At 66.9% G+C, this 19,587-nt stretch carries 20 protein-coding genes and 1 tRNA gene; 15 read left to right on the top strand and 6 right to left on the bottom strand.

Going from position 1 to position 19,587, the window contains the following annotated elements:
- Positions 1–95 precede the first annotated feature (95 nt).
- Positions 96–755, top strand: a complete 660-nt coding sequence (locus tag BEP68_RS07515; RefSeq protein ID WP_315985290.1) for an esterase/lipase family protein — start codon at positions 96–98, stop codon at positions 753–755.
- Positions 756–827: 72 nt separating this feature from the next.
- Positions 828–1,370 (top strand): hypothetical protein, encoded by a 543-nt coding sequence (locus tag BEP68_RS07510; RefSeq protein WP_187249650.1) that lies wholly within the window; start codon positions 828–830, stop codon positions 1,368–1,370.
- Between the two features lie 16 nt (positions 1,371–1,386).
- On the opposite strand, the gene BEP68_RS07505 is transcribed toward BEP68_RS07510, so the two are convergent.
- Positions 1,387–1,469: transfer RNA gene (locus BEP68_RS07505), tRNA-Leu, on the bottom strand.
- Positions 1,470–1,570: 101 nt separating this feature from the next.
- Between BEP68_RS07505 and BEP68_RS07500 the strand changes: the two genes are divergently transcribed.
- Complete coding sequence (locus tag BEP68_RS07500) at positions 1,571–2,191, top strand: ANTAR domain-containing response regulator (protein ID WP_042536652.1); 621 nt, start codon at positions 1,571–1,573, stop codon at positions 2,189–2,191.
- A gap of 3 nt (positions 2,192–2,194) precedes the next feature.
- Positions 2,195–2,758 carry a GNAT family N-acetyltransferase gene (locus BEP68_RS07495; RefSeq protein WP_072591285.1) on the top strand — a complete coding sequence of 188 codons (564 nt, stop codon included), beginning with the start codon at positions 2,195–2,197 and terminating at the stop codon, positions 2,756–2,758.
- Here the strand turns inward: BEP68_RS07495 and BEP68_RS07490 are convergent.
- Complete coding sequence (locus BEP68_RS07490) at positions 2,733–3,161, bottom strand: hotdog fold thioesterase (protein ID WP_056278760.1); 429 nt, start codon at positions 3,159–3,161, stop codon at positions 2,733–2,735. The genes BEP68_RS07495 and BEP68_RS07490 overlap by 26 nt on opposite strands.
- Positions 3,162–3,206: 45 nt before the next feature.
- On the opposite strand from BEP68_RS07490, the gene polA reads away from it, so the two are divergent.
- From polA to BEP68_RS07460, 6 genes are all read left to right on the top strand, one after another.
- Complete coding sequence (polA, locus tag BEP68_RS07485) at positions 3,207–5,840, top strand: DNA polymerase I (RefSeq protein WP_187249649.1); 2,634 nt, start codon at positions 3,207–3,209, stop codon at positions 5,838–5,840.
- Between the two features lie 102 nt (positions 5,841–5,942).
- A complete protein-coding gene (locus tag BEP68_RS07480; RefSeq protein ID WP_187249648.1) occupies positions 5,943–7,619 on the top strand; it encodes a DUF885 domain-containing protein in 1,677 nt (558 codons plus the stop codon).
- A 53-nt stretch (positions 7,620–7,672) separates the two neighbouring features.
- Entirely contained in the window at positions 7,673–8,707 is a 1,035-nt protein-coding gene (locus BEP68_RS07475) for an LLM class flavin-dependent oxidoreductase (RefSeq protein ID WP_056278758.1), read from the top strand.
- Between the two features lie 42 nt (positions 8,708–8,749).
- The gene (locus tag BEP68_RS07470) at positions 8,750–10,102 is read left to right on the top strand and encodes an MFS transporter (protein WP_187249647.1); all 1,353 of its coding nucleotides are present in this window, start codon (positions 8,750–8,752) and stop codon (positions 10,100–10,102) included.
- Positions 10,103–10,139: 37 nt separating this feature from the next.
- A complete protein-coding gene (locus tag BEP68_RS07465) occupies positions 10,140–10,898 on the top strand; it encodes an SGNH/GDSL hydrolase family protein (protein WP_056278756.1) in 759 nt (252 codons plus the stop codon).
- Entirely contained in the window at positions 10,895–11,650 is a 756-nt protein-coding gene (locus BEP68_RS07460; RefSeq protein ID WP_315985289.1) for a formylglycine-generating enzyme family protein, read from the top strand. The genes BEP68_RS07465 and BEP68_RS07460 overlap by 4 nt, the downstream gene beginning before the upstream one ends.
- A gap of 16 nt (positions 11,651–11,666) precedes the next feature.
- Here BEP68_RS07460 and BEP68_RS07455 read toward each other — a convergent pair whose 3' ends face one another.
- Entirely contained in the window at positions 11,667–11,816 is a 150-nt protein-coding gene (locus tag BEP68_RS07455) for a hypothetical protein (protein WP_187249646.1), read from the bottom strand.
- Between the two features lie 79 nt (positions 11,817–11,895).
- Entirely contained in the window at positions 11,896–13,221 is a 1,326-nt protein-coding gene (locus BEP68_RS07450; protein ID WP_187249645.1) for an MFS transporter, read from the bottom strand.
- Positions 13,222–13,317: 96 nt separating this feature from the next.
- Between BEP68_RS07450 and BEP68_RS07445 the strand changes: the two genes are divergently transcribed.
- From BEP68_RS07445 to BEP68_RS07430, 4 genes are read left to right on the top strand one after another with little or no spacing between them, the layout of a single operon-like run.
- Positions 13,318–13,686 (top strand): VOC family protein, encoded by a 369-nt coding sequence (locus tag BEP68_RS07445; protein WP_187249644.1) that lies wholly within the window; start codon positions 13,318–13,320, stop codon positions 13,684–13,686.
- 15 nt (positions 13,687–13,701) lie between these two features.
- A complete protein-coding gene (locus BEP68_RS18365; protein ID WP_315985288.1) occupies positions 13,702–14,247 on the top strand; it encodes a GNAT family N-acetyltransferase in 546 nt (181 codons plus the stop codon).
- A 27-nt stretch (positions 14,248–14,274) separates the two neighbouring features.
- Positions 14,275–14,607, top strand: coding sequence for an ArsR/SmtB family transcription factor (locus tag BEP68_RS07435; RefSeq protein ID WP_187249643.1), 333 nt, complete (start codon positions 14,275–14,277; stop codon positions 14,605–14,607).
- 34 nt (positions 14,608–14,641) lie between these two features.
- Positions 14,642–15,751 (top strand): GNAT family N-acetyltransferase, encoded by a 1,110-nt coding sequence (locus tag BEP68_RS07430; RefSeq protein WP_187249642.1) that lies wholly within the window; start codon positions 14,642–14,644, stop codon positions 15,749–15,751.
- A gap of 121 nt (positions 15,752–15,872) precedes the next feature.
- Here the strand turns inward: BEP68_RS07430 and BEP68_RS07425 are convergent, their stop codons facing one another.
- Entirely contained in the window at positions 15,873–16,199 is a 327-nt protein-coding gene (locus tag BEP68_RS07425; protein ID WP_187249641.1) for a hypothetical protein, read from the bottom strand.
- Positions 16,200–16,299: 100 nt separating this feature from the next.
- Here BEP68_RS07425 and BEP68_RS07420 point away from each other — a divergent pair, with 100 nt between their 5' ends.
- Positions 16,300–17,145 carry a class I SAM-dependent methyltransferase gene (locus tag BEP68_RS07420; protein WP_187249640.1) on the top strand — a complete coding sequence of 282 codons (846 nt, stop codon included), beginning with the start codon at positions 16,300–16,302 and terminating at the stop codon, positions 17,143–17,145.
- 66 nt (positions 17,146–17,211) lie between these two features.
- Here BEP68_RS07420 and BEP68_RS07415 read toward each other — a convergent pair whose 3' ends face one another.
- Entirely contained in the window at positions 17,212–19,563 is a 2,352-nt protein-coding gene (locus BEP68_RS07415) for an ATP-binding cassette domain-containing protein (RefSeq protein ID WP_056278728.1), read from the bottom strand.
- Positions 19,564–19,587: the final 24 nt, after the last annotated feature.

Below are 19,587 nucleotides of genomic sequence, written 5' to 3'. Positions count from 1 at the left end.
TTCGTCGTATCCGTCGCCGGGGAGTCCTGGCGGTTGGTATCGTCTGGCGTGACGGATGCGGCGCGGCCACCAGGGGAGGGGACATCATCGATCTCGTGAGACGGGCCCGCTGGTGGATCGCGGACTACGCCTATGCCGCCTACTGGCAGGTGCGCTCGGCCTTCGACCGCCGCGATCCGTCTTCGTTCGCCGGGGGCCATGCTGCTCCGATCGTCATCCTTCCCGGGGTCTACGAGACATGGCGCTTCATGCAACCGCTGATCACGGCCCTGCATGATCGCGGCCATCCGATCTACGTGGTCGATGCCCTGAGACGCAATCAGCGTCCCGTGCGGGATGCAGCGCGGGTCGTGACGGCCTTCCTCGAGCGCGCGGACCTGTCCGACGTGCTGCTCGTCGCGCACAGCAAGGGTGGACTCGCGGGCAAGCTCGCGATGGCCGGCCCGGCGGGGACTCGAGTACGCGCCATGTTGGCGGTCGCGACTCCCTTCGGCGGTTCCCGGTACGCACGGATACTCCCTGTCCCGTCCCTGTGGGCCTTCGCCCCCTCGCATCCCTCGATCGTGGAGCTCGCTCGGCATCAGGACGTGAACGAACGGATCGTATCGATGTACGCCACCTTCGATCCGCATATCCCCGAGGGCAGCGAACTGCCGGGTGCGCGCCGGAACGTCCGGCTCGACACAGGCGGGCACTTCCGGATCCTCGCGGATCCTCGCGTCCTCGGCGAGGTCGCGTCTCTCTCCGAACCCTGAGCGGGTCGACCTCGGCGCCCGCGGCACCGTCTCGGGACCGGTCGGCGCCGCGACATGACGGATTCTCAGCGCATGACGGATACTCTGGTGCTGGCGCACGCCGTGACAGACCACGCGGGCGCCGTGCCCATGGATGAAGCGACCATCGAACCCGCCACGGACGCGCGCCTCGACAGCGCCCGGCCGCCGTGCGGCGTGCCCGTTGCGGGTCGTTCCGAGGCCCCGGCCGACCCTGCTGCGGTGATGGCTGACCCGATGACGTCGTCGAAGCCCGGCAGCATCGGGGTCCGCTATCGCCTCAAGCGTCGATTCCGAACGTGCGACGCGATCGCGTGCGTGCCGGTGCCGCTCGCGCAGACGCGCATCGCCGAGACGATCGCGGCGGACGACGGAGCCCGCATCTACGGTGGCGGCACCTACATGCCCGTGCTGCGTGACGGAGCCCCGGTGGACGCCTCCGACGAGAACCTCGACGCGATCATCCGTGCGGCGGTGCCGACACGGGTCGTGCTCGCAGAGCATCCTGCCGTCGCGGAGCGCGAACTGCACGCGGCCATGCGGCCCGCGCTGGATCGCTACCTCCTCATCGACGATGAGATCTGGTCACTCGTCTGAGGGCTGTTCTCTGATGTGCCGGCGGTGGGACTCGAACCCACACGCCCTTTCGGACAAAGCATTTTGAGTGCTCCGCGTCTGCCATTCCGCCACGCCGGCTCGTGTGTCGCGTCTTCGACTTTAGCGCAGCGGATCAGTGTCGATCCTCACGCGCCGCGGCATCGGGGGACCTCAGAGGCGCTCTCCACTAGGATGGATCTGTGACCGAGCAAGAACAGGCAGCCGAGCAGCCCACGTCATCCGCACCCCGACGCGTCGTCGTCGCCGAGGACGAGTCGCTGATCCGTCTCGACATCGTCGAGATCCTCCGCGACAACGGCTTCGATGTCGTCGGCGAGGCCGGCGACGGAGAGACCGCCGTGGCGCTGGCGACCGAGCTGCGCCCCGATCTCGTCATCATGGACGTCAAGATGCCGCAGCTCGATGGCATCAGCGCCGCCGAGAAGCTGCACAAGGGCAACATCGCACCCGTCGTCCTCCTCACGGCATTCAGCCAGAAGGAACTCGTCGAACGGGCCAGCGAGGCCGGCGCCCTGGCCTATGTGGTCAAGCCGTTCACGCCGAACGACCTGCTGCCCGCCATCGAGATCGCTCTCGCTCGCCACGAGCAGATCATCACGCTCGAGGCCGAGGTCGCCGACATGGTCGAGCGCTTCGAGACCCGCAAGCTCGTCGACCGCGCCAAGGGACTGCTCAACGAGAAGATGGGCCTTTCCGAGCCCGAGGCGTTCCGCTGGATCCAGAAGGCATCGATGGACCGCCGCCTGACGATGCAGGACGTGGCGAAGGCGATCATCGAGCAGCTCGCTCCGAAGAAGTAGCCTTTGCTTCCACTCGACGCAGAGCATGTTCTGCGTCCGGTCCGGATCGGCGACGGCGCGGCCCTCGCGAGAGCGTACTCCGCGAATCGCGACCATCTCGCGCCGTGGGAACCGCTCAGGGCTCCGGAGTTCTTCACTCCGGAGTGGCAGGAGTTCCATGCGGAGCAGTGCGTCATCGAAGCCTCGGCCGGTCGCAACATCCGGTTCGTGATCGAGTCGTCCGATGGTGAGATCCGCGGAAGGATCAACCTCAACAACATCGTCCGCGGGGCTTTCTGGAATGCGGACCTGGGCTACTGGGTCGACAGGACGCGTCTGCGGCGGGGACTCGCTTCCCGCGGCGTGCACCGGGTCGCCGAGTACGCCCGCGACGAGGTGCAGCTGCACAGGCTGCAGGCAGCGACCCTCCTGCACAACTCTGGTTCACAGCGTGTGCTCGCCGACAACGGCTTCGAGCGCATCGGCATCGCGCCGCAGTACCTGCGCATCGCGGGCGAGTGGCAGGATCACCTGCTGTTCCAGTTGCTGCTGGTCGAGCCGCTCAGCCTGCCGCGGGAGCGTCCTTGATCATGTTGGTGATCCGGATGGTCGAGCAACGACGCCCCTGATCGTCGGTCACGACGATCTCGTGCACGGTGATGCTGCGGCCGAGATGGACGGGTGTGCAGACGCCCGTCACGACACCCGACGTGGCGGAGCGCGTGTGGGTGGCGTTGATGTCCACCCCGACCGCGAGTCGGCCCGGGCCCGCGTGCAGGTTCGCCGCCATCGAGCCGAGCGACTCGCCGAGAACCACGTAGGCACCGCCGTGCATGAGGCCGACGGGCTGTGTGTTCCCCTCGACCGGGAGCGTCGCGACGCATCGCTCGGTGGTGAACTCGAGGAACTCCATGCCCATCTTCTGAGCGAGAGCACCCATTCCGCGGGCTGTCGCCCAGTCGAGTCCTGCACTGGTAGCAGTGTCGCTCATGGTTCCTCCTCAGCGGGTGTCTGTCGTCCTCGTTAGGCTGACAGGGTGACGGACTCCGCAAAGCCTACCCTCATGGTCGTCGACGGCCATTCGCTCGCCTATCGTGCCTTCTTCGCCCTCCCGGTCGAGAACTTCACGACGAAGGACAATCAGCACACGAACGCCATCTACGGCTTCCTGTCGATGCTGGTGAACCTCATCAAGGCCGAGCAGCCGACGCACATGGCGATCGCGTTCGACACCTCCCGTCATTCGTTCCGCACCGATCAGTACCCCGAATACAAGGCGACGCGGTCGGAGTCCCCGCAGGAGTTCCGGGGTCAGATCCCGCTGCTGCAGGACTGCCTAGCGGCGATGTCGATCCCCGTGCTCACCAAAGAGGGCTTCGAGGCCGACGACATCCTCGCGACGCTCTCGACGCAGGGCGCGGAGCAGGGATACGACGTCCTGGTGGTCTCCGGAGACCGCGACACGATCCAGCTGGTCACCGACGACGTCACGCTGCTGTACCCGTCCGTGCAGGGCGTCTCGCAGCTCAAGCGCTACGACCCGGTGACCGTGCAGGAACGCTACGGAGTGCGGCCCGAGCAGTATCCCGACATCGCGGCTCTCGTGGGCGAGACGAGCGACAATCTCCCCGGCGTGCCCAAGGTGGGGGAGAAGACCGCCGTCAAGTGGCTGACGCAGTTCGGTTCGCTCGACGACCTGCTCGAGCGAGCCGATGAGATCAAGGGGGTCGTGGGCGGCAACCTGCGCGATCACATCGAGGACGTGCGCCGTAACCGTCGGCTCAACCGACTGCTGCGCGACGTCGAGCTTCCCGTCGCTCCCGACGACCTCGCGGTCGCCCCGATCGACGCTCAGGCCGTGCGCGACATCTTCGCCCGCCTCGAGTTCCGCACCCTGCTGCCCCGTGTCTTCGAAGCAGTCGGCGCCGGCGAGGTCGCCGACGATCCGGCCGCGACGGTGGTGCTGCCCGAACCGACGCAGGTCACCGCAGCAGAGTTCGTCAGCTGGGCCGACGCGCAGACGGACGACGTCGCACTGCGTATCGTCGTGCAGGGCGGGGCACCGACGCGTCTCGGCGCCGCGACCGCGAGCGAGCTCCGCGAACTCGACTGGAACGATGACGACATCGAGGTGCTGAGACCGTGGCTCGAGTCGACGCGCCCCAAGGTGCTGCATGATGCGAAGCCCCAGGTGAAGGCGCTGCTGCGCCTCGGCATCCGACTCCAGGGACTCGCTTACGACACCAGTCTCGCCGGCTGGCTGCTGCGACCGAGCTTCCCCGACAAGACCCTGTCCGACCTCGTCGAACGGTATCTCGGAGAGAAGCTGCCCGAGGCGGATCCCTCGCAGCTCGTGCCGGAGACGGAGGGCGCCACCCCATCGCAGGAGGCCTGGTTCGCCCTCCGCGTCGCCACGGCTCTGCGTGACGACATCCCCGAGTCGGTCGCCGCTGTGCTCACCGACATCGAGCTTCCGACCCTGCTCACCCTGGCCGACATGGAGGTCGCGGGAGTCGCGGTGTCGCACGACGTCCTCTCGACGTTCTCGGGCGAGCTGGCGACGCGCGCGGACCGCCTCGCACAGGAGGCGTTCGGGATCGTCGGTCGCGAGTTCAATCTCGGATCTCCGAAGCAGCTCCAGGAGGTGCTGTTCGACGACCTGCAGCTGCCCAAGACCCGCAAGACGAAGACCGGATACTCCACGGATGCTGCGGTGCTCGCCGATCTCCAGGAGTCGCATCCGCATCCTTTCCTCGGTCTGCTGCTGCAGCACCGTGAGGCCACGAAGCTCCGTCAGATCATCGAGTCGCTCGACACCGCGATCGGAACCGATCACCGTGTGCACACGACGTATGTGCAGACCGGAAGCCAGACCGGGCGCCTGTCGAGCACAGACCCGAACCTGCAGAACATCCCGGTGCGCACCGAGGAGTCGCGTCGCATCCGCAGCGCGTTCCAGGTGGGAGAGGGGTACGAGTCGCTGCTCACCGCCGACTACTCGCAGATCGAGATGCGCATCATGGCCCATCTGTCCGGCGACGAAGGCCTCATCGAGGCGTTCAACAGCGGTGAGGACCTCCACCGCTTCGTCGGCGCGCGAGTGTTCGGGGTCGAACCGAGCGAGGTGACGTCCGCGATGCGCACGAAGGTGAAGGCGATGTCCTACGGCCTCGTCTACGGTCTCTCCGCGTTCGGCCTGTCGAAGCAGCTCCGCATCGAGCAGTCCGAGGCGAAGCAGCTGATGGTCGAGTACTTCGCGCGGTTCGGAGCGGTACGCGACTACCTCCGGGCGTCCGTCATAAAGGCCAAAGAGGTCGGCTACACCGAGACCATCTTCGGGCGGCGGCGACCCTTCCCCGACCTCGCGAGCCCCAACCGCGTGCTGCGCGAGAACGCCGAGCGCGCGGCGCTCAACGCACCGATCCAGGGCAGCGCGGCCGACATCATGAAGATCGCGCTGCTGCACATCCACGAAGACCTCAGGTCGGAGGGACTGTCCTCGCGTGCGCTGCTGCAGATCCACGACGAACTCGTCGTCGAGGTCGCACCGGGGGAGTGGGACGCGGCCGAGCGGATCGTTCGGACTCGCATGGGCGATGCGGCGGATCTCACCGTGCCGCTCGACGTGCAGGTCGGGCGCGGGCAGGACTGGAACGAGGCGGCGCACTGATTCCGACCGCGCGTCCGTGACGACGGATGCGACCGCGAGGGCCGACAGCCCCGGCGACGGGTACCAATATCCTGCGCCGGGGCGCAGGGCTACGCTGGAGGGATGACCTCTTCCTCTCGCACACCGTCTGCCATCGACAGAGTCGCCGATGAGTGGGTCGACACCATCGCGGTGCTCGCTCCGACGCTCGGCACTTACATCGGCCGGGACGACGTCAACGACCGTTTCGGCGACCTGAGCCCCGAGGGGCACGAGGAGATCGTGCGAGCGACTCGTTCGACCCTCACCGCGCTCGAAGCGCTCGAACCCGTGGACGCGATCGATGAGGTCACCAAGACCGATCTGGCTGCCGAGCTGAGTCTCGACCTCGAACTGCACGATGCCGACTGGCACCTGCGCGACCTGAACGTCATCGCGTCGGCGGCGCAGGACGTACGGTCGGCCTTCGACCTGATGCCCACCGCGACGGCGGACGACTGGAGCGTCATCGCCACCCGCCTCGCCGCGGTCCCTGATGCGCTCCGGGGCTACACCGAGACCCTTCGTGCAGGCATCGCCGCCGGAGTGACCCCTGCACGCCGTCAGGTCGTGGAAGTCGCGACGCAGATCGATCGCTATACCGCCGACGACGGATTCTTCGCTGCGTTCGTCGCCGAGGCAGCGCCTCAGGAAGGCAATCTCCCCGCATCGCTCGCCCGTACTCTGGCCGACAACTCGGCCGCCGCTCGGGTCGCCTACGACGAGCTCCGCAGCTTCCTCGCGGACGAGCTGGCACCGGCAGCGACTGAGACGGACGCCGTCGGCCGAGAACTCTACGCGCTCAACTCGCGACGTTTCCTCGGAGCGACGATCGACCTCGACGAGACCTATGAATGGGGCCGCGAAGAACTCGCCCGCATGGTCGCGGAGCAGACCGCGATCGCGAACGAGATCCTGCCCGGAGCCACCGTTGAAGAGGCTGTCGCCCATCTCGAGGCCGACCCGTCCCGCAAGCTCGTGGGCACCGATGCTCTACAGCGCTGGATGCAGGAGACGAGCGACCGTGCCGTCGCAGAGCTCGGCGCGACGCACTTCGACATCCCGGAGGCGATCCGGACCCTCGAGTGCATGATCGCTCCGACGCAGGAGGGCGGCATCTACTACACCGGCCCCACCGACGACTTCTCACGCCCCGGCCGGATGTGGTGGTCGGTGCCCGAAGGCGTCACCGAGTTCGATACCTGGCGGGAACTGACGACCGTCTACCACGAGGGCGTCCCGGGGCACCACCTGCAGATCGCCCAGGCGGTCTACAACCGCGCGGAGCTCAACTCCTGGCGCCGTCTGCTCGCAGGGACGTCGGGACACGCCGAGGGATGGGCGCTGTACGCCGAACGTCTGATGCAGCAGCTCGGCTACCTCGACGACCCGGCGGACAGGCTCGGCATGCTCGACGGTCAGCGGATGCGCGCAGCCCGCGTCGTGCTCGACATCGGCGTACACCTCGGCAAACCTCGTCTCGACGGTCAGGGCACGTGGGATGCCGACTACGCCCTGGACTTCATGCGCAAGAACGTGAACATGTCCGATCAGTTCGTGCAGTTCGAGGTCAACCGGTATCTGGGCTGGCCGGGGCAGGCTCCGTCGTACAAGGTCGGGCAGCGCATCTGGGAGCAGGTGCGCGATGCGTATCAGGCGAAGCGTGGCGCGGACTTCGATGTGAAGGAGTTCCACAAGCGCGCGCTCGACATGGGCGGGGTCGGACTCGACACGCTCCGCACGGCACTTCTGAATCGCTGAGGGAATGCCGCGCCGGCGTGCGCTGTTCATTCAGCTGAATAGAAAGGGCTGACATGAGCATCGAGTTCGGACTGGACACCTTCGGAGACATCACGAGAGGCGACGACGGCGAGCTCCTGACCGGCGCGCAGACGATCCGCAACATCGTCGAGCAGGCGGAGCGAGCCGACAGCGTCGGTGTCGACTTCTTCGGTGTGGGGGAGCACCACCGCGAGGAGTTCGCGGTGTCGTCCCCGGAGATGGTGCTCGCCACCATCGCAGGGCGCACAGAGAACATCCGCCTCGGCACCGCCGTCACCGTGCTCTCCTCCGACGACCCGGTGCGCGTCTTCGAACGGTTCTCGACACTCGACGCGCTCTCCAACGGACGCGCCGAGGTCGTGCTCGGGCGCGGATCGTTCATCGAGTCCTTCCCGCTCTTCGGATACGACCTCCGCGACTACGACGCGCTCTTCGAGCAGAAGCTCGACCTCTTCGTCGAGCTCCTCAAGGAGGAGCCGGTGACCTGGTCCGGCTCGATGCGCGCATCGCTCGAGAACGCGAATGTCTTCCCGAAGACGGAGAACGGTCTGCGCACCTGGGTGGGTGTCGGCGGCAGCCCCGAATCCGTCGTGCGGGTCGCCCGCCACGGACTGGGCCTGATGCTCGCGATCATCGGAGGTCCTGCGGGGCGATTCCGTCAGTTCGTCGACCTCTACCACCGCTCGATCGCATCCTTCGGCACGACGTCGCATCCGATCGCGGTGCACTCGCCTGGTCACATCGCCGATACCGACGAGGAGGCGTGGGAGGCCGCGTACTCCGGTTTCGAGGCGATGAACAACACCATCGGTCGCGAGCGCGGGTGGCCTCCCTACAGCCGGGCGCGGTTCCAGAACGACGTCGGTCCCGCGGGTGCCCTCTACGTCGGTTCTCCCGACCGGGTCGCGGCCAAGATCGCCGACACCGTCACGACGCTCGGACTCGGGCGATTCGACATGAAGTACGCCACCGGCACGCTGTCGCACGACTCGATGATGCGCAGCATCGAGCTCTACGGGTCCGAGGTCATCCCTCGGGTGCGCAAGCTGCTGGCCGCCCAGGACTGACGCGGGACTCGGCAGCGCGGCGCTCCCCTCTACGATGAGGGGATGGCCAACACCGCGCTGCCGAGCCGGGCTTCCATCGCCGGGCGTCTCGATGAGCTTCCGTTCACGCGCCGCCACCTTCGTCTGCTCACAGGATCAGGCGTGGGGTGGGCTCTGGATGCGATGGACGTGGGACTCATCTCGTTCATCCTCGCCGCACTCACCCAGCAGTGGGGCCTGACGAAGGCGGATGCCGGGTGGATCGCCTCCGTCGGCTTCATCGGAATGGCGATCGGCGCAACGCTGGGCGGACTTCTCGCCGACCGGCTCGGACGGCGCCAGGTCTTCGCTCTGACGTTGCTCATCTACGGCATCGCCACCGGAGCGAGTGCGCTCGTGAGCGGCCTCGCCGCGCTTCTCGTGCTGCGCTTCCTGGTGGGGCTGGGGCTCGGCGCCGAGCTTCCCGTGGCGTCGACGTACGTGAGCGAGTTCGCGCCGGCGCGCATCAGAGGCCGACTGATCGTCATCCTCGAGGCGTTCTGGGCGGTGGGATGGACGGCGGCCGCACTGATCGGCTTCTTCGTGATCCCCGCGTCCGACGCCGGCTGGCGCTGGGCGTTCGCCCTCGGCGCGATCCCCGCGGTCTACGCACTGATCGTGCGCTGGGGACTGCCGGAATCGCCTCGGTGGCTCGCGTCGCGCGGGCGCATCGCCGAGGCCGATCGCATCGTCTCGGCGTTCGAGGCCGACGCCGGTGTCGAGCCGGGGCCTGCGATCAGACGCGAGCCGATGTCGCGGGCGATCGCCGTGACGACGCGAGCTCGTCTGACGACACTGTGGAACGGCGAGTTCCGCGTGCGCACCCTGTGTCTATGGGTCGTCTGGCTGTGCGTGAACTTCGCGTACTACGGCGCCTTCATCTGGATCCCCAGCATCCTGGTCGATGCAGGCTTCGATCTCGTCCGCTCGTTCGGTTTCACTCTCATCATCACGCTCGCGCAGCTTCCGGGTTACGCCGTCGCCGCGTGGCTCATCGAGGTGTGGGGTCGACGCACGACGCTGTCGGTCTTCCTGATCGGCTCGGCGGTCTCGGCCGTCTGCTTCGGCACGTCGACGACCGAAGCCGCGATCATCGCCTCGGGCATGGCTCTCTCGTTCTTCAACCTGGGCGCATGGGGTGCGCTGTACGCGGTCACCCCGGAGATCTACCCGACCTCGCTTCGCGGCACCGGCGCGGGATGGGCCGCCGGAGTGGGGCGTATCGCGTCCATCATCGCTCCGCTCGCGGTGCCTGTCGTTCTCGTCGCCGGGGGCGCGCCGGTGCTGTTCGCGGTGTTCGGCGCGTGCTTCGTGGTCGCGGCCGCGGCGGCGTGGGGCCTGGTCGATCGCGGCGGGATGGCGCTCGACGACCGCTGATGCGCCTGGTGTCGGCGAGCGGGAATAGGCTGTCGAGGTGACAGACGTTCGCTATGTGGCCATCGGAGATTCCTTCACCGAGGGAGTGGGTGATGTGCTGCCCGACGGCCGCGAGCGAGGCTGGGCCGATCTCGTGGCTCAGGGGTGGGCCGATGCCGCCGGCCATTCGATCAGCTATGCCAACCTCGCCATCCGCGGCAAGCTGGCTTGGCCGATCGTCGAGCAGCAGCTGGAGCCGGCGCTCGCGCTGCGCCCGACCCACCTGTCGTTCAACGGCGGAGGCAACGACATGCTGCGGCCGCGGACCGACCTCGAGCACATCGCTGACGCGTTCAGCCGGGTCCTGCGCCGCTGCGACGAAGAAGGCGTCACCCTGATCCTCCTCTCCGGAGCGAATCCGAGCGGCCAGCTCCCGATGGGATCGCTCGTGCAGCGGCGAGGCGACCAGCTCTCGGATGCCGTGCTTCGACGCGTCGAAGGGCGCGACGATGTCGTGCGCGCATTGAACTGGCCCGACCGCGAGTTGGCAGATGCGAAGTACTGGTCCGAGGACCGCCTGCACATGAACGCCGCCGGTCACCACCGAGTCGCCGCACGGGTGCTGCAGGGGCTGGGCTACGAGCCTCCGTCGACCTGGTGGTCACCGACAGCCCTCACCGCGGGTGGCCCCGCGGGGCTCGCCTACTATCGAGAGTTCGTCGGCCCGTGGGTCAGGCGACGCGTCACGCGCACCTCGTCCGGTGACGGACGTGCCGCGAAGTACCCCGACTGGGTCGAGAGGGTGCCGCAGGCGTGACCGATATCGAGATGCGACCGATCCGGGGCGGGTCGGTCACACTGCATGATGCGCGCCGAAAGGTGGAACGCACCGTCAGTCTCGAGGATTTCGAGATCGGCGTCTTCCCGATCACCGAGGAGCAGCTGGCGGAGATCCTTCCGATCTCCTCACGCCATCCCCGTCGACCGGCCGCGGACCTGAGCTGGTTGCGCGCGATCCACTTCTGCAATGCCGCATCGGAGTGGGAGGGATTCGACCCGGTCTACCGATTCGACGGCGAGGACGTCACCTGGGACGTGATCGCAGACGGCTATCGTCTCCCGACTGAAGCCGAATGGGAGTACGCGTGCCGGGCAGGGTCGACGGGGCCGCACTATGCACCTCTCGCCGAGGCCGCGTGGACGAGTGCCGACGGTGTGTCGGCTCCCCAGGAGGTCGGCGGCAAGCTGCCCAACCTCAACGGGCTGTTCGACATGCTCGGCAACGTGTGGGAGTGGTGCTGGGATCTGCTGGATCCCGCGCGATACGACGACTATCGCGTGTTCCGCGGGGGCGGCTTCGCAGACGATTCGTGGAGCGTCCGCGCCTCGGTGCGTCGCGGGGGAGGACCCCGCATGCACCATGAGGACGTCGGGCTTCGAGTCGCGCGCGGCGCGTATGAGACTCCGGGAGAAGCTCAGGGGTGGTCGACGCGCGCCGACCAGGAGAGAGCAGCGTTCGACGGCCCGGTGCCGTTCGGCTGGACGCCGTTGCGGCGCCCAGGGCGCTGAATCGCTCGAGGCCGTCTCATCGCGACATGGGCCTGATCATGTACCGGCTCGGTCCCTCCGGCTCGGAGAAGCCGAACTTCGCGTAGAGGCCGTCCGCATCGCTGGTGGCGAGCATGATGCGCTTCACGGTCGAGGTCTCCGGCAGATCATCGACGATGCCCTGCACGAGCATCCTTCCGATTCCGATTCCGAGTCCTCGTTCGAGAAGGTGAAGCTCGGGGGCATGAGCACCATCCTCGGATTCCTCAGCGTCGCCGCTCAGGATCCAGCCCCATCCGGATGCGGGTGCGCTTGCGTTCGATCACGATGAAGGTGACACCGAGGATCCACAGCGGGATGGGCATGAGGAACGCCACTCGGAACGCCTCCAGCGAGTAGGTCTCCGGCGTCCCCGCGCCCTGCAGGTCGAGTGCGAGACCGATGAGGAAGATCGCCATGAGAGCGGCGATGAAGCCACCGGCATTCGTCACTCCTGTGGCCGTGCTGAGACGATGCGAGGGGTTGTGCGTGCGCGCGTGGTCGAAGGCAATCATGCTCGCCGGGCCTCCCGTCGCGAGTGCCACGGCGAGGACGTAGAGCAGCCAGAGCGGAGCCGGTTCGGGCAGGGCGAGGACGGCGACCCATGCGACGACCTGCACCCCGACGGCCGGAAGGACGAGTGCGAGCGAACGCTGATTCGGCAGCCGACGCGAGAGGTCTCCGATGATGGGGCCCAGTGCCATTCCGGCGATCACGTACACCGAGATGATGCCCGCAGCATGCGCCGTGTCCAGCCCCTGCGCTGCGGTCAGGAAGGGCATTCCCCAGAGGAGGATGAACGCCGTGCCCGCGAAAGGTGTCGTGAAGTGCGACCAGAACGCGAGGCGGGTGCCGGGGTGCGCCCACGCGGCGCGGATGCCGACACCGGTGTCGATCGCCGACGTGACGACGCGGATGACACCCGTGTCGGTGTTGACCGTCACGTCGGCCCCACGCTCCGCCGGGTGATTGCGGATGACGAGCGCGACGAGAATGGTGAACAGCACGCCGAGCCCCGCGATGCTGCCGAAGGTGATCGTCCACGTCGTCGCGTGCAGGAGGGCGGCGAGGGGCACGAGTGCGATCAACTGTCCCGCCTGCCCGATGATGCCGGTGAACTGGACCATGATCGGCCCGCGCTGGGCAGGGAACCACGTCGCCACGAGCCGCAGCACGGCCGGGAAGATCGCCGCGTCACCGGCGCCGAGCAGGATGCGCGCGAAGATCGCGATGCCGATGCCGGGGGAGAGGGCCATGGTGAGCTGACCTGCGGCCATGAGCAGCATGCCGATCGTCATGATCGGGCGCGAGCCGAAGCGGTCGAGCAGGATGCCGATCGGTATCTGCATCCCGCCGTAGACGGCGAGTTGGACGACGGCGAACAGCGCGAGGGTCGACGCGTCGGCCTGGAATCGATCCGCGGCCTCCACCCCGACGGCGCCGAGGGAGGTGCGGTTCGTGATCGCCAGGACGTAGGCCGCGACGCCGACACCCCAGATGAGCCAGGCTCTCCATCCCGGGGCGGTCACGGGGGAGCGGGGAACCTGATGCACTCCTCCCACGGTACTCCTGGTCGCGACCTCCCCTGTCGCGCAGCCCGCCCTCTCGGGTGTCTGGCGCATGTCGGATGCTGTCGCTAGCGTGGCCGCATGACACCCGCACCCGTGCACCACGCCATCAACTACGTCGAACTCGTCGTCAATGATCTCGAGACGGCGAAGCGGTTCTACCGCGACGCCTTCGGCTGGGTCTTCGTCGACTACGGTCCCGCCTATGCAGGCATCGCGTCACTCACAGGCGACGGATCCGAGGTCGGCGGGCTGCTCCTCTCCGATCAGGGACGCCCGCCCGGTGGCCCTCTCGTGCTGTTGTACTCCGACGATCTGGATGCCACCCAGGTGGCGATCACCGAGGCCGGCGGTGCGGTCGTGCAAGGTCCGTACGAGTTCCCCGGCGGCCGCCGCCTGCACTTCCTCGACCCCAGCGGCAACGAGCTCGGCGTCTGGTCCTCACGCTGAGGGCAGAATGAACCTGTGACCGAACAGCCTGATCTCGACACACTCATACGCCCCGAGCGCGCCTCTGTCCGCATCCGGCGGACGAACCTGCACGGTTCCGACGCGGTTGCGGTAACCCATCTCGTGCGGACGTACCTCCTCCAGACCGAGGACGAGAAGCGGGAGCACGGGATCGCAGTGCCATCCCCGCCCGGCACGCTGCCGCCGCATTACAGGCAGGAGGCTGATGACCCCGCTCTGGCGTACGCCGGGTGCGTTGTGCTCATCGCAGAGCTGGACGATCAGCCCGTGGGAGTGGTCGTCATCCGGCCGGTCGCCGGAGAAGCAGAGGTCAAGAGGTTCTGGACGGATCCGAGCGTGCGGGGACGAGGCGTCGGCGGTGCTCTGCTCGATGCCGCCCTGGAGGTCGCGGGTTCCCCTGTCCGGCTGTCCGTCTGGCATTGGCGTGATGCGGCGATCCGTCTGTATGAATCCCGGGACTTCCTGCGTGTCGAATCCTGGGAGGATCGCGAGGCCCTCGTGTGCATGGTGCGAAACCGCGACACTTTGCCCTTGCGCTAACCGTCCAGGTGCAGAATACTTTGCTCTATGGCTAACCATGACGACGTGAACGGAGTGTTCCTCGCGCTCGCGGACCCGACGCGGCGGGAAGTGATCCGGATTCTCGGATCGGGTCCGGCGAGCGTGGGGGAGTTGGCGAAGTCGTTCGCGATCACGCTGCCCTCTTTCATGAAGCACGTGCGCACGCTGGAGGGGAATGGTCTCATCCGCACGACCAAGCGCGGACGCGTGCGCACCTGCAGCCTCGACCGCGATCGACTCGCCACCGTGGGGGACTGGCTCGACGCTCAGCGCCGAATCTGGGATTCCCGTACCGATCGACTCGAAGTGGTCGCTGCAGGACTGGAGGAGCCCAGATGATCGACACGCTGGCGGCCGAGAACCCCGAGGCCCCGTGACGAACACATCCGGCCGAGCGGGCGCAAGACCCCTTTCTGGTCGCCTGCGGACGGCGCGCCTGATCCTTCGGCCGCAGACCGCCACCGACGCGACCGTCTTCCACACGCTCTGGACCGAGCGGGATGAGCGCGTGCCGGCGCACCGGAAGCTGGACGCAGCCGGACACCCGACGGCGTCCGACATCGCCGCGCACATCACCGATCCGGCCTCGGAGCGATCGAGCCTGCTCACAGTGGAGGACGCGGTGTCAGGGGAGATTTACGGATACTGCGGGCTGGTCTTCGACGCGAACGGCAACGATCAGGAGCCCGAGGTAGCGTTCGAGCTCCTCCAGGCCGTGCACAATCGCGGATATGCCACGGAGGCCGCGACGGCGGTCCTGCGGTGGGCTGCCGAAGCGGGCTATCGCCGTGCGTGGGCGGGAGTCTGGGAGTGGAACGTGAGTTCGCGTCGCGTGCTCGACAAGCTGGGGTTCGTGGATTCGGGCCGATCGGGCCGCGTCAGCGAGCACGGTCGCACCCTCATCACGGTCCGCGACCTCGGGACCGAGCACACCCCAGTCGAACGCACCGAGCTCGTCGAGCATCAGGATCTTTCCACATCGCAGTTGTCAGCGCTCGGCAAACTCTTCGACTCCGAGTACCGCGTGACGCACGGCGCCTGGAATCCTGACCGCCCGTACGGGTATTCGCCGGCGCATGTTCATGTGATGCTGTCGATCGGCCGGATCGTGATCGCGCATGTCGGCTTTCAGCGACGCACGATCAGTGCAGGCGGCCACGAGATCGTCGTCGCCGGAACCGGGGGAGTCCTCGTGCATTCCGACTGGCGCGGCAGTGGGGTCGGGCGACGGGTGATGGCGCGTGCCCAGCAGGCGATGCGGGACGACGCGCTGGTCGACTTCGGATACCTCGGATGCCGTGAGGCGGTCGTGCCTTTCTATGAGAGCACCGGCTGGAGGCGGATCCGCGCGCTAGAACGTCACATATCGATCGCCGACGGTTCCGACGCGACCGAGCCCTTCGGAGCTCCCATACTGATCCACGACGCATCTGACTCGCGATGGCCGCCGGAGGACGTCGATCTGAGGGGTACGCCCTGGTGACGCGCAGGCCTCCGGGAGAGGGCGCTTCTCCCTCGAACTGACATAATGTGCATTATCGGCTATTACCCATTTCGATGGCTCCCGCTGCGCCGTCGTCCAGAACGCCGCGGGACGGCCGGTGTCATTCGAGGTCGTATCCGGGTGGATACTCGATCTCCAGCGGCTGACTCGTCGGAGACTCGATAGAACGGGTGCGCTGTCGCAGTCGCTCGACGAGTTCGGGATCCTCGATCTCCGGACCCTCGCCAGTGGCCTCCTTGGACACGATCTGGCTCGCTGGACCGATGAGGAACTTCGCGACTGCTGTGCCGCCGTCGTTCTCCCGCACCGGGATCTCGACGATCTCGGCACGCTCATCGTCTCCCAGTGCTCGGCTGTAAGCCAGCAGCGCATCGGCGATCGCATCTCCAGTGAGGTACTCATCTCCGGCGTAGATGATCTTCTGCATGCTGCTTTTCTAGAGGATGTCGCCGTCGACAAGATCTCCCTTGATCCGCGACTCGTTGTTTGCTACGAGAACGATGCGAGCGCATCGCTAGGCTCTAGGCGTGAACGGTAGCAACATCGACATCGATTGGACGGTCGCCCGCGACGCCAATCAGGACAACTGGAACGATCGCGTCCCGCTGCATGAGGTCGCCTACGGTCTCGACGAGTTCGACGATCCTTCGCATCTCAGCGACGTCGTCAGTGCCGATCTCCCGGTGCTTCGCCGATTCCTGCCCGACGGCAGAATCACGGGACTCGACCTGTGCCATCTGCAATGCCATATCGGTACCGACTCCGTCTCGCTGGCCCGTGCGGGAGCGACCGTCACCGGCGTCGACTTCTCGGCGCCGGCCCTTGCTGCGGCCGAAGCGCTGGCCGAGCGCACGGGGGTTTCGGCGACATGGATCGAGACGGACGTCCTCGACGCACGCGCAGCCGTGACGGGTGACTTCGATGTCGTCTACACGAGCATCGGCACGATCACCTGGTTGGACGACCTCGACCGCTGGGCCGCTCAGATCGTCGGCCTGCTGCGTCCGGGAGGCACGTTCTTCATCCGCGACGGACATCCTGCTCTGTACGCGCTCGACGAAGATGCGCCGACGCTCGTGACCCGCTACCCGTATTTCGGTGACGGCCGGGCGCAGCGATGGGACGACGAATCGACCTACGCCGGGGACGGCAAGGTCGCGCACCCGCGCACGTACGAATGGCCGCACCCGCTCTCGGAGATCCTGGGGTCGCTGTTGAAAGCGGGCCTTCATCTTCTGCACTTCGACGAGGGGCGAACACTCCCCTGGCGGTTCAGTCCTCGGATGGTCGAGGTCCCCGGCGGGTATGCCTGGCCTGAAGCGGAACGGAACCTTCTCCCCTGCACGTACACCGTGGTCGCACGCAAGGACTGATCGCTCGTCGCGAAGGTTCGTACTCATCTGGCGACACGGCTCGTGACATGGCGCCAGCCGCCCGCTCTACGCGCCGACGTACTCTGCCAGATGCTCGCCCGTGACCGTCGATCGCGCAGCCACGAGTTCTGCGGGGCTTCCCTCGAAGACGATGCGGCCGCCATCGTGGCCCGCGCCGGGACCGACGTCGATGATCCAGTCGGCGTGCGCCATCACAGCCTGGTGATGCTCGATCACGATCACGGTCTTTCCGGATTCGACGAGTCGATCGAGCAGTCCGAGGATGTTCTGGACGTCAGCGAGGTGGAGCCCCGTGGTCGGCTCGTCGAGCACGTACGTGTCGCCCTTCTCCCCCATCTGGATGGCCAGCTTGATGCGCTGGCGTTCGCCTCCGGACAAGGTGGACAGCGGCTGTCCCAGCGATAGGTAACCGAGGCCCACATCTTCGAGGCGTCCGAGGATCGTCGCTGCCGCCGGCAGCTTCGCCTCCCCCTCGGAGAAGAACACCCGTGCCTCGGCGACCGGGAGATCCAAGACCTCGGTGATGTCCTTGCCCGCCAGCTTGTACTCGAGGACGGCAGCCTGGAAGCGCTTGCCGCCGCAGTCCTCGCAGGGTGTCTCTATCGTGTCCATGAACCCGAGTTCGGTGATGATGACACCGGCGCCCTTGCAGGTCGGGCAGGCACCCTCGGAGTTCGCGCTGAACAGGGCCGGCTTGACGCCGTTGGCTTTGGCGAACGCCTTGCGGATCGGTTCGAGCATGCCCGTGTAGGTGGCGGGATTGCTGCGCCGTGATCCCTTGATCGCGCCCTGGTCGATCGCCACGACCCCCTCGCGCTTCGACACGGACCCGTGGATCAGGGAGCTCTTGCCGGAACCCGCGACCCCGGTCACGACGGTGAGGATCCCGGTGGGGATGTCGACATCGACGTTCTGCAGGTTGTTGGCCGAGGCGCCTCGGATCTCGATCGCGCCGGTGGCACTGCGCACCGAATCCTTCAGCGCGGCTCGATCGTCGAGGTGGGCGCCGGTGCGGGTTCCGCTGGCCTTCAATCCCTCGATGGTCCCCTCGAAGCAGATCTCACCGCCGGCGCTTCCGGCGCCGGGACCGAGATCCACCACGTGGTCTCCGATGGCGATGGTCTCCGGCTTGTGTTCCACCACCAGCACGGTGTTGCCCTTGTCGCGCAGGCGCAGCAGGAGGGTGTTCATCCGCTGGATGTCATGCGGGTGGAGGCCGATGGTCGGCTCGTCGAACACGTACGTGACATCGGTGAGAGACGAGCCGAGGTGACGCAGCATCTTGATGCGCTGCGCCTCTCCCCCGGAGAGCGTCCCCGATGGACGCTCGAGGCTCAGGTATCCTAGGCCGAGCGTGACGAACGCGTCGAGGTTCGCGCTCAGCGCCTCGAGCAGGGGCGCCGCCCCGGGGAGTTCCAAGCCTCTCACCCACTCGGCGAGATCGGTCACCTGCATGCGGCAGGCATCGGCGATGCTGATGCCGTCGATCTTGGAGGACCTCGCTCCTTCGGTGAGGCGGGTGCCATCGCACTCCGGGCATGTCGCGAACGTCGCCACGCGTTCGACGAAGGCGCGGATGTGCGGCTGCAGCGCGTCGAGGTCTTTCGAGAGCATCGACTTCGTGATCTTGGGGATCAACCCCTCGTACGTCATGTTGATGCCCGAGATCTTGACCTTGGTGACCTCACCGTAGAGGAAGAGCTGTCGCTGCTTCTCGGTGAACTCCGAGACCGGCTTGTCGGCGGGATAGAAGCCCGATGCGGAGAAGCCCTTCACCATCCAGCCGTCCGCCGTGTAGCCGGGAACCATAATCGCTCCCTCGTCGAGAGACTTCGACTCGTCGACGATCTGCGCGAGGTCGAGATCCGACACCGCTCCCCTGCCCTCGCATCGAGGGCACATGCCGCCGAGGTAGATGGCGTCCTTGACGATCTTCTTCTCGCCGCCCGGCCCCGTCATCACTCCGCTGGCCTTCTGAGTCGGGATGTTGAACGAGAACGCCGTCGGGCCTCCGATGTAGGGGTCACCGAGCTTGCTGAAGAGGATGCGCAGCATGGCGTTCGCGTCGGTGACCGTCCCGACGGTGGATCGCGGATTCGCGCCGAGACGCTCCTGATCGACGATGATCGAGGTCGTGAGTCCCTCGAGCACGTCGACGTCCGGACGCGGGACCGACGGCATGAAGCCCTGGACGAACGCGCTGTACGTCTCGTCGATCATGCGCCGTGACTCGGCGGCGATCGTGTCGAAGACCAGCGAGCTCTTGCCGGATCCGGAGACTCCGGTGAAGACGGTGAGGCGACGCTTGGGAATGTCGACGCTCACCTCTTTGAGGTTGTTCTCGCGCGCACCCTGTACGCGGATGATGTCGTGGCCGTCAGCGGGGTGCGTCGTCATGGTGATCCTCGAGTAGCGACCGGG

Origin of the sequence: Microbacterium sp. 4-7 (genome assembly GCF_014332665.1) — a bacterium.
Lineage (GTDB): Bacteria > Actinomycetota > Actinomycetes > Actinomycetales > Microbacteriaceae > Microbacterium.
Note: the sequence above shows the minus strand (reverse complement) of the source record. Positions and strands in the feature narration are given on the sequence as shown.